At 57.6% G+C, this 8,524-nt stretch carries 15 protein-coding genes; 3 read left to right on the top strand and 12 right to left on the bottom strand.

The features are described from left to right. Window positions 1–215 precede the first annotated feature (215 nt). The 4 genes from ACFQDM_RS13430 to ACFQDM_RS13445 form a co-directional block, all read right to left on the bottom strand. Window positions 216–458, bottom strand: a complete 243-nt coding sequence (locus tag ACFQDM_RS13430) for a hypothetical protein (RefSeq protein WP_143079952.1) — start codon at window positions 456–458, stop codon at window positions 216–218. Window positions 459–866: 408 nt separating this feature from the next. Further along, window positions 867–1,271: a hypothetical protein gene (locus tag ACFQDM_RS13435; RefSeq protein WP_377379857.1), complete on the bottom strand. Its 405-nt coding sequence runs from the start codon at window positions 1,269–1,271 to the stop codon at window positions 867–869. Between the two features lie 76 nt (window positions 1,272–1,347). Further along, a complete protein-coding gene (locus ACFQDM_RS13440) occupies window positions 1,348–1,887 on the bottom strand; it encodes a helix-turn-helix domain-containing protein (RefSeq protein ID WP_377379859.1) in 540 nt (179 codons plus the stop codon). 589 nt (window positions 1,888–2,476) lie between these two features. Further along, window positions 2,477–2,770: an HU family DNA-binding protein gene (locus tag ACFQDM_RS13445; protein WP_045983909.1), complete on the bottom strand. Its 294-nt coding sequence runs from the start codon at window positions 2,768–2,770 to the stop codon at window positions 2,477–2,479. A gap of 283 nt (window positions 2,771–3,053) precedes the next feature. Here ACFQDM_RS13445 and ACFQDM_RS13450 point away from each other — a divergent pair, with 283 nt between their 5' ends. Next, entirely contained in the window at window positions 3,054–3,305 is a 252-nt protein-coding gene (locus ACFQDM_RS13450) for a hypothetical protein (RefSeq protein WP_377379861.1), read from the top strand. Between the two features lie 445 nt (window positions 3,306–3,750). Here ACFQDM_RS13450 and ACFQDM_RS13455 read toward each other — a convergent pair whose 3' ends face one another. The 3 genes from ACFQDM_RS13455 to ACFQDM_RS13465 all read right to left on the bottom strand — a co-directional run bounded on the left by ACFQDM_RS13455 (window position 3,751) and on the right by ACFQDM_RS13465 (window position 4,979). Continuing rightward, on the bottom strand, window positions 3,751–4,041 hold the full coding sequence (locus ACFQDM_RS13455; protein WP_377379863.1) for a BrnA antitoxin family protein: 291 nt from the start codon (window positions 4,039–4,041) through the stop codon (window positions 3,751–3,753). Then, window positions 4,038–4,286 (bottom strand): BrnT family toxin, encoded by a 249-nt coding sequence (locus ACFQDM_RS13460; protein ID WP_377379865.1) that lies wholly within the window; start codon window positions 4,284–4,286, stop codon window positions 4,038–4,040. Before ACFQDM_RS13460 ends, ACFQDM_RS13455 begins: the two co-directional genes overlap by 4 nt. A 399-nt stretch (window positions 4,287–4,685) precedes the next feature. Continuing rightward, a complete protein-coding gene (locus ACFQDM_RS13465; RefSeq protein WP_045983912.1) occupies window positions 4,686–4,979 on the bottom strand; it encodes an HU family DNA-binding protein in 294 nt (97 codons plus the stop codon). Window positions 4,980–5,273: 294 nt separating this feature from the next. On the opposite strand from ACFQDM_RS13465, the gene ACFQDM_RS13470 reads away from it, so the two are divergent. Then, complete coding sequence (locus ACFQDM_RS13470) at window positions 5,274–5,564, top strand: H-NS histone family protein (protein ID WP_377379867.1); 291 nt, start codon at window positions 5,274–5,276, stop codon at window positions 5,562–5,564. Between the two features lie 81 nt (window positions 5,565–5,645). On the opposite strand, the gene ACFQDM_RS13475 is transcribed toward ACFQDM_RS13470, so the two are convergent. The 5 genes from ACFQDM_RS13475 to ACFQDM_RS13495 all read right to left on the bottom strand — a co-directional run bounded on the left by ACFQDM_RS13475 (window position 5,646) and on the right by ACFQDM_RS13495 (window position 7,544). After that, window positions 5,646–5,852 carry a hypothetical protein gene (locus ACFQDM_RS13475; protein WP_127900034.1) on the bottom strand — a complete coding sequence of 69 codons (207 nt, stop codon included), beginning with the start codon at window positions 5,850–5,852 and terminating at the stop codon, window positions 5,646–5,648. Between the two features lie 224 nt (window positions 5,853–6,076). Next, window positions 6,077–6,295, bottom strand: a complete 219-nt coding sequence (locus tag ACFQDM_RS13480; protein WP_377379869.1) for a hypothetical protein — start codon at window positions 6,293–6,295, stop codon at window positions 6,077–6,079. Window positions 6,296–6,370: 75 nt separating this feature from the next. Beyond that, entirely contained in the window at window positions 6,371–6,577 is a 207-nt protein-coding gene (locus tag ACFQDM_RS13485; RefSeq protein WP_377379871.1) for a hypothetical protein, read from the bottom strand. Window positions 6,578–6,750: 173 nt separating this feature from the next. Continuing rightward, window positions 6,751–7,296 (bottom strand): hypothetical protein, encoded by a 546-nt coding sequence (locus tag ACFQDM_RS13490; RefSeq protein ID WP_045983915.1) that lies wholly within the window; start codon window positions 7,294–7,296, stop codon window positions 6,751–6,753. Then, window positions 7,293–7,544, bottom strand: a complete 252-nt coding sequence (locus ACFQDM_RS13495; RefSeq protein WP_377379873.1) for a hypothetical protein — start codon at window positions 7,542–7,544, stop codon at window positions 7,293–7,295. The genes ACFQDM_RS13490 and ACFQDM_RS13495 overlap by 4 nt, the downstream gene beginning before the upstream one ends. Window positions 7,545–7,699: 155 nt before the next feature. On the opposite strand from ACFQDM_RS13495, the gene mobQ reads away from it, so the two are divergent. Further along, on the top strand, window positions 7,700–8,524 hold an 825-nt coding region (mobQ, locus tag ACFQDM_RS13500; RefSeq protein ID WP_377379875.1), incomplete at its 3' end, for a MobQ family relaxase.

An 8,524-nucleotide genomic window follows, 5' to 3' on the forward strand; every position in this document is an offset into this window, starting at 1 on the left:
GAGGGGCTGGCGCGGGATCTGGAGATCGAGCGCCGGCAGGAGGCGCAGCGCGAGGCTGCCGAGCGGGAGGCGCGGGAACGGGTGCAGGAGCAGGAGCGCCGCGCCCATGAGCGCGACGACGGCCACGATCACGGCTGGTAAGGCGCTCTTTGACTCTACAATTTTAAAACGGGCAACAAAGGGTCGCGTGCATTACATCGGCGATCTGCGCGGTTCTAGCGCAGATCCTGACCGGGCAAACCGTATCCAAAGCCTTTGCCTTGGCGGTTGATGGATGGCTGATAAACTACCACTAGCCCGCGGGAACAAAGACGGCTGATGGCCCGAGACACCGACGAATAGACGTTGGGAGCGCGCTTTAGGCCCAATGCGTCGATGATGGCACCTGTAACCACGAACTCGCCTGCGTCCTTTTTTTGCTCTAGGACGGCAAGGATCGCCTTTTGCTGTTTGCTCAAGCCTCGGCCCATTAATTTCCCCTTACGCTGTTCCTCACCCTAACGGTTAACAAGATTTCAGGTTAGAACCTTTGTGACCGTTAGCTCGTTAGGCCAAATAGTCTGCCGCATTTCGCTGATTCCTGCGGACAGCGTGTGAGCGTACGAGCCTACCGCGCAAAGGCTGTAGGCTCGTGAAACAAAGTCGGATGCCAGGATGGTCGCGTTCGCCCTATTGCCAAGATGGCTTTCCAAAGATGAGATCTCCAGCCATGTAAATTCGGTGGCAGGAGATGCACCGGAGCCAACCAACCCTGCTGTCGCTAGGCCCGCCAAAAGACGCTTCATCATGCATCCTGTAAAGGTTCAGAGCATCTTCAAACTGCAAGGGTATCTACTCGTTTTTGCAGGTCGGAAAAGCCTTCGGCTTCAAGTACCGTTGCTTTTTCTGAAAAGCCGGGACCAGAAACCTTCTGCAACCTTCTGCTGAATTGGTACAGGTGCTGGAGGCGCGATGGAAAGACGCTCTGCAATTTGATGCCACCTGTCCCGCTCCTGCCGAACCTCGATCAGCGCTTCACGCAGCATCTGATTTTCGCGCTCCAACACCCCCGTTTCATTCACTTTCTCAGGCGTTGCGGACTGTTTCACAGTTTGTGTTGCGGGTAGTGCATGTGCAACGGGAGGGAATACGCGGTGCAACTCAGCAGGATCTATGCTCCAGGCCCCATTGTCGTCCTTTGACCCTGAGATCTTTCCGTTTTGCAGCGCTCTAGTGATTGTTGCCTTTGAAACGCCTACTGCTTTTGCAGCTTGTCCTGCCGTGTATTTCATAGCGTATCAGGATGTTTCATTGCGTTGCATGAAACGATCGTGCACCTGTTTCGCACCGTGTTGCAGTGTTGGGGCATCAGGGTGTATTCCTTTTGACCGTCGCCGGCAGGTCAAATTCCATTCCCTCGAGTGATGGCTGCGATTCCGGCGGCAAGCCATCGCCTGATGGGAGCTGTTGCTCACCAGGGTAAAGGCTTGGGAGCTTCCGCAGCGGCTCCTGATGGTCCAAGGTGTTGCTATCAGGCTGTTCGGCGTCCGAGATTACAACATTGGCCGTGAATAAGCTGTATCGGATGCCCTCGCGCGGGCCGCTCCACGCAACGCGATCATTGATGATGTAAGCATTGACTGTGCCTCGGTCACCGATCTGCCGGGTTTCGATCCAGCGGTGCTCTTTGAGCATGGCCACTGCGCGACGCACTGTCCGCATGTCGATGCTTAGTAGGCCTGCCATGGTCTTTTGCGACATGACCACAGCATTATGGTCTTCGACACGAGCAATCAGCAAGTGAAGCACCCGAGAAGCATTCAGAGATCCGGGCAGCCCTAAGAACATTGCCCACGCTTCATGAGCGGCACGTTCGGTCTGGACCCATGTTCCACGTTGTTTTTTCACAGGCAGCGAGCTTGGCTGGTCATCATTCGGCATAGGTCACTCTCTGTCCTAAGGGTAGGACAAACGAAGACAGAAATCTGTCGTCCATTGTCCAGTAAATTACATCAGCATTGTAATTTACTGGACAGGCATCGCAAGAAAAAAGCCTACCCTAGGACACAGTGCGTCCTAACCCTAGGACACAGTGTGTCCTAACCCCCCCTAAATAATATATAAAAAACAATGTCTTATTTTTTTGCCTTCTAATGATCTTAAGGCAGGCAAAAAATCCACAGTCCGGGCGCGCTTGCGCGCCGGGGGGAAGCGCCCGCCAGGGAGCTGGCGACCCCCCGCCGGATGGACGGATTGTGGAGTTTTTGATTGCCGTCGGACGTGAGGCCCCTTGTGGGCCGAATGGACGACTCCGCGGGCGTGTGCGCACGCGGCGGGTGGGGGTCAGGGGGAGGGTGTTGATCTCGATCGTGGTGCTGGTGGCAGCAGCGGGATTTGCTGGTGAGGCGGCGCCTGGTGCAGGGGTAGTGCTTCAACCCCTGGCTGCGCTGTGGCGGATATGAGGTGTTATGCGCCGGAAGGCAGGAGTGGGCAGGGGTCAGCCAGGGGTTGTGGGGCGGTTGAGCCGATCGAGGAGAAGATTTGAGGCCCTGAACCGAGGAACCCGTTTGGCGAAGACCGGGACAGCCTCACCAGTTCTGGGATCGCGGCCTGTCCTGGCCTGTCGGGCCCTGCCGAAGAAACTGCCGAACCCCCGGATCTCGATCCTCGACCCTTTCGCAAGACTGTCAGTAATCTCGTTCAGAATTGCGTTGAGGGCCGCTTCCACCACGGACCGAGGGAGATGCGGATGAGTCTCAACAAGCCTCTCAATCAATTGCGAGCGAAGCATGGATCTTCCTTTTTTGCGATAGAGTATGAGCAGGCTCGCTCAAGTTCTGTGAGGTCATGCGGGTCGTGTCCAGGACCAAGAATGATTTCATCCATACTTAGCGATATCGTTGATTGCCGCCATTGTGATCCCGTCTCTCAGCCTAATAGCCCTCATTCTTGCTGAAGCTTCGCTATGCAGCTCTTTCGATATAATGCATGAAACTCTTAAAAGAGCAGACATCATCTCAATCATGAGGTAGGTTGAAGTCCTCTTTATTTTTAATATAGAATAGAGCCGGTAAATGGATAATTATGAAGGTCAGCTGAAAGCTGTCACTGCCGCCGTTTCCAAAAAACAGCTTGAGGTGGCATTCAGGCATTTTTTTGGTCTTGTGCCACCCGAGATCACCTCTGAAGCGGAATACGCCGACGCTACTGCACTTTATGCGGCGATGGATTCATCCGTGCCCCCTCAAGACCTGCATAGCCCCGTTGCACGCTATGTTGTTGCCTTGGGGATGCAGATAACAAAATGGGAAATCAAAAAAAATTAAATGCTGAACGAAGGTGTGGCCGCGCTCGTATCGCAGTTTGAAAAATGCCGCCCGCTGAGCAAATGAGTAGGTGCCACCTACTTTAAGACTGCATAGGTATTTGCCTGATAAGCAGCCTTGCTACGGGTAGGGAGATATTTGTGCATTCACTCTATACAATACAATTGCATGGGCCTTTAGATACCAGTTTTACCTTTGTCGTTGAGGGCGCAGCCTGCCCCGGACCGAATTTTTCCAAAAGGATTACAGGGCCGGGACAGGGGGACGGGAACAGAGCGCTCCGCCTGGAATTGGACGCCGCTTCCTGAACTCGCACGGACCAATCATGGCGGAAGTCTTGCTGAATGTCAGCGGCATGAAGAGACTTTCGAAATGACATACCATAACGCACCGCGCTTCGTGCTGCGCCATTTCCTGCCGCTCGCAAGCAATGAAACAGATGAAATCAGAGCCCGGCGGCCTCTCGCAGGGCGCGGTTCATCCGGGTCTGCCAGCCGGGACCGCTGGACTTGAACCGGGCCACCACGTCCTGATCGAGGCGCAGGGAGACGGCAACCTTGGGGTTTTCGACCTTGGGTCGTCCGCCCATGTTCCGGCGCATGGCGTCGGACAGGGCCGGGAACACCTCGGTGAAGGGCCGGGCCTGGGCGAGTTGCGCCGCTGTGGCCTCCGGAGCGTCCGGATCGCTGGCGATCATCCGCTGGATCTGGTCTTCGGTCAGATGGGTCTTGCTCATAGCAGGCTCCGTTCCCTGGCGCTGGCGGGGCGCATCGAGATCACCGACACCCCTTGGGTGCCCAAGGCCGCGAAGACCACCGCCACGGTGCCATCCGCGAGATGCCCGATCGCCATGTGCCGGCCCGCCTTTGCCGGAACCACGACCGAAGCCAGAAAAAACGCCTCGTCGAGATCGGCAAAATCCAGACCGTGCTTGGCAAGGTTGGTCTGCCGCTTCGGCGCGTCCCAGGTGATCATCAACATGCGTTTATGTATATACGCAAACCTGCTGCGCGTTCAAGACATACGGCAGGGTCATTCGGCCCTTTCGGCGGCTTAAAATGATCCTGGAGGGTCGTTTCGAAACACAGCGCGGCGACCGAAATGCAATTTCGGTTAACATCGGCCATATCCTGCAACTGCAACGACCCCTCGAGATCTTCGATCAATCGGCCAGGACATGGGATCAACCCCAAAGGCGGAGAAACGACGTCCGTGGTTCCGGTGGCTAGCTTGCCCCAGATACTTCCTGAATTCCCGTGTATCGCCACGATGTCCAGAACGGCCCCCAGAGCCGCAATTCCCCCGAAGACGGCTCAGACCCCCTCCGAAGCGGTAGAGGGCCTGCTGACGGCCTTTGACGGCTTCAGGCGCATGTAGGGATCAGCCGGGGAGTGTGGGTCGGTTGAGCCGATCCAAGATGTGCCTGCCGGCTCTGAAATGCAGGATCTGCCTGGTCTCCATGAACACCGGCTCACCGGTCCTAGGATTGCGACCCATCCGGGCCTCTCGGACTCTGCAGGTGAAATTGCCGAATCTCCGCAACTCGACCCTGTGGCCCTGCGCCAGACGGGCGGTGATCTCGTTGAGGATGGCCTCGAGAGCCAATTCCACCACGTGCCGGGGCAGATGCGGATGCGCTTGGACCAGCTTCTCCAGCAATTCAGAGCGGACCATCTGGCCTCTTCCTTCGCCTTACCGGTGCATGAACGGCCATCTTCGATGCTGAGGCCCGCCGTCCTAACTGTCAGCGCTCCACTGAGATCCAGCTATTGTTTCTAGCGTTTGTTTACCGGCGGTTTGGGACTGTGCTTTAATCAGGCAATTGTACATTATGTCCGATAGGAAAAAGAAGCAGGAAATTCCAATCGCTAAGGTCTATTTGTTCTCTTTATCTTTACAACCAATAATTATAGGGAAAGAGATACCTCTAAAACAAGGATACCCATGCCTGATCTTAGTTTTGATACCATGAGCCTGGACGAATTGAAGCGTCTTAAGAAGGACCTCGACAAGGCCATCGCCAATTATGATGATCGCCGCAAAGCGGAAGCCAGGCGTGATCTTGAGGAAAAGGCCCGCGAATACGGGTTTTCTTTATCCGAGTTGGCGGACGTCAAAACCACGAAACGCGCCGCGCTCGCGCCCAAATACCGCAATCCCAGCAATCCGGAGCAGACTTGGTCAGGACGGGGCCGGCAGCCGACTTGGTTTCGGGAGGCCATCGAGGCCGGGACCGAGCCGGACGACCTTAAAATCTGAAACTGCGTAGAGTTTTGGGCCAGTGGTCAACTGGCCCATATCAACTGTTCTGCATCGGAAAAGAGAAAGGCTGGAATTGGCCTAAGATCGTTTCAGATCTTCCTCAATCTCCCGCACCAGCTCCGTATGCAGTTCGTCCTGTCTGATCTTGGTCACTGGCAGAATGGGCAGATAGTGCGATTGCGCCTGTAAGGATGCTTCGCGCCCCTCACGCTTCTTGCGTGCTCGATCCAGAGCTTCATTCATCCAGTCGACCAATTCGACCAAGCGTGGCGGTATCTGTGTCATATGAGTGAACCTGATCGTTGCCGTCATGTTCCTAAAAAACATGACGGCGGGTGCATCCATCTTTGCGATGGCTGCATCATCAGCCAGGTTAGCTAGTCCGTAACCGCCAGGGACACCTCATCTTTGGCGGTTTTTCCATATCCGGATGGGCGGAGAAATTCTTTCAGTGGTTCCGAGCGGGCCATGATCAATTTCCTGTTCCCGAAAGGATAAAAACGGGACTTTTAATTTTGGACCGTCGGGAATGGTAACGTTTCGTCCGTGAACTGGATTGAGAGGTCTTCCGGTGTCTCGCTGACCCGAACTGTTGCGATCCCGTCCCCACTGGACAGATCCACGCTGGTGCCATCAAAGGTCGACGTCATCTTCACCACGCGCCAGGGCGGGCATTCGAAGACGTGCATTTTGCTGTGAATGTCCCTAAGCACGATAACTTCTGCCATGATCGCTTTCTGCCCATTATTTGGCTCCGACTCTTCCGTCCTTGCGATCGAAAGAGTCGGAGTGGCCCTTTGCTCTCAGTGCAGCAATCGGCGCAATGCCATGTTGACCTTGGCCTCGATCATCCGCTCGATTTCTTCAGCCTTGCGTCGCTCTGCCTCGGCCTGCTCGGCCTGCTCGGCCTGCTCGGCCTGCTCGGCCTGCTCGGCCTGCTTGTGTTTTTTATAGACCAACGAAGATTTTGGCAATTGGACGGGTTTGGTTCCTTTTTTGGCAAGTGTCATACATCTCTCACGGTTCTGTGACCTTTTGATCCTCTCACTGCCTCTGTCTTGCTGTCAAATTTGCTTTCGACGTTTGGCGGAGCTGAGTTGAGAGCGGTGCCCGTCACCTGTGCAAGTTTCGATGATCCTGCAACTGCAACACCCCCCTGGCGACCTTCATCAGTTCGTCTGCTTCAGCTATCGATCCAGATGCCGCAGAAGCGTCTGCCATCGCTGTTGGTGGCGATCTCGCCCCCGGCTGACGTACAGAACACCTCCGGATGCTTTCCGAACTCCCGTGCATCGCCGCGTCCCTGGATGAGAAGCAGCGCCACGATGCCAAGAACGCCCCCCAGAGCCGCAATTCCTCCGAAGACGGCAAGACCCCCTCCAAACCGATGCAGGGCCTCCTTGCTGCTCCTGACGCTCTCCAGGCGCATGTGGTTGGCGGCGGCGCTGATCTCATGCTCCAGGCTCTTGATGGCCCTTTCAGCGGCCACCTGAGCGGCGCTGGCGCTATCCTGGTGCATCCGCCTGCCCAGATGCTCCGAGGCGTCTATGACCTCCTGAGCGTGCACGAATGCCTCTTCCGACGCTTTTTCGATCCTGGCCATGAGCTTTGCCGCCTCGGCCTTGGTGGTCGCGGTGGCGGTGAGGTTGCCCACGTCCTGGCGCAGGAGCCGCACCTGGTCGGTCAAATTGGCAATCAGTTCGGCAGGGGATTTGGCGGCAGTGCTCATGCGGTGCCCGCCTTCGCGTCCAGCTCGGCCAGCAGTCCAGCAATCTCCTTCTGATCGACCTCGCGGGTGGCGTTCTTGCGCAGGGTGGACGCCATCCATCTGGCGATCTTGGGGTCCTTCAAGGCCTCTGTTGTCACGATGGCGCCGACGATGATCTTGCGGCGAGTGTCGTTGGCTTTCTGTCGGGTCTTGAGGCGGTTCAGCTTGGCCTGTGCCTCGGCGATCTGCTGGTCAATGGTCCTGGGCATTTTGAAATCCTGTGGTCGCTCAATGGTTGCAAGTCTGGAGGTGCTGAGCGTAGGGTGCAAGACACGAAGTGCCCACTTATACAAACGCTGCGCGTTTGTGTGGGCAAGGGAACACTCGCGTTTCCCTTGAACCCTTAGCAAAGTGCGGCACGCATATGGCGATCTATCATCTTCGGGCCACGATGATTTCCCGCTCCGCCGGGCGCAGCGCCACGGCGGCGGCGGCGTACCGCAGCGCCGAGCTAATCGTGGATCAGCGCACCGGCCTCGCGTTCGACTACCGCGCACGGGGCGGGGTCGATCACGTCGAGACCCTCGCGCCTGCAGATGCGCCGACCTGGGTGCAGGACCGGGCGGCGCTGTGGAACGCGGTGGAGCTGGCCGAAACGCGCAAGAACAGCCAGGTCGCCCGTGAGGTCAGGGTAGCCTTACCCTGCGAGCTGGACGCCGCGCAGCGGCTGCAGCTCGTCCGCGACTTCTGCCAGCGCGAATTCGTGGACCGGGGCATGGTGGCGGATATCGCCCTGCACGCCCCTGGGCGCGAGGGGGACGAGCGCAACCACCATGCCCATATCCTGCTGACCACCCGGGAGATCGGTCCCGAGGGGTTCACCACCAAGAACCGGGACTGGAACGCCAGGGAGCTGCTGGAGGGCTGGCGGGAAGCCTGGGCCCGGGACACCAACCACGCCCTGGAGCGCTGTGGCACCCATGAGCGCGTCGATCACCGGACGCTGGAGGCGCAGCGCGTCGAGGCCCAGGAGCGCGCCCTGGAGGCACGGGAGCGCGGCGACGAGGCCGAAGCCCTGCGCGAGACGGTTCGGGCCGTCTCTTTGGACCGTCAGCCGCTGCCGCAGCTCTCCGCCGGCGCGTGGCAGCTCAAGGAGCGCGGCATCGAGGTCGCGGCCGTGCAGGTCTGGCGGGAGATCAAGGAACAGGCCGTCGAGGTGGCCCGTGTGGCGCAGGAGCTGGCCGAGAAG

It is taken from the genome of Ponticaulis profundi (genome assembly GCF_042659465.1).
In the GTDB taxonomy this organism is placed as follows: domain Bacteria; phylum Pseudomonadota; class Alphaproteobacteria; order Caulobacterales; family Hyphomonadaceae; genus Ponticaulis; species Ponticaulis profundi.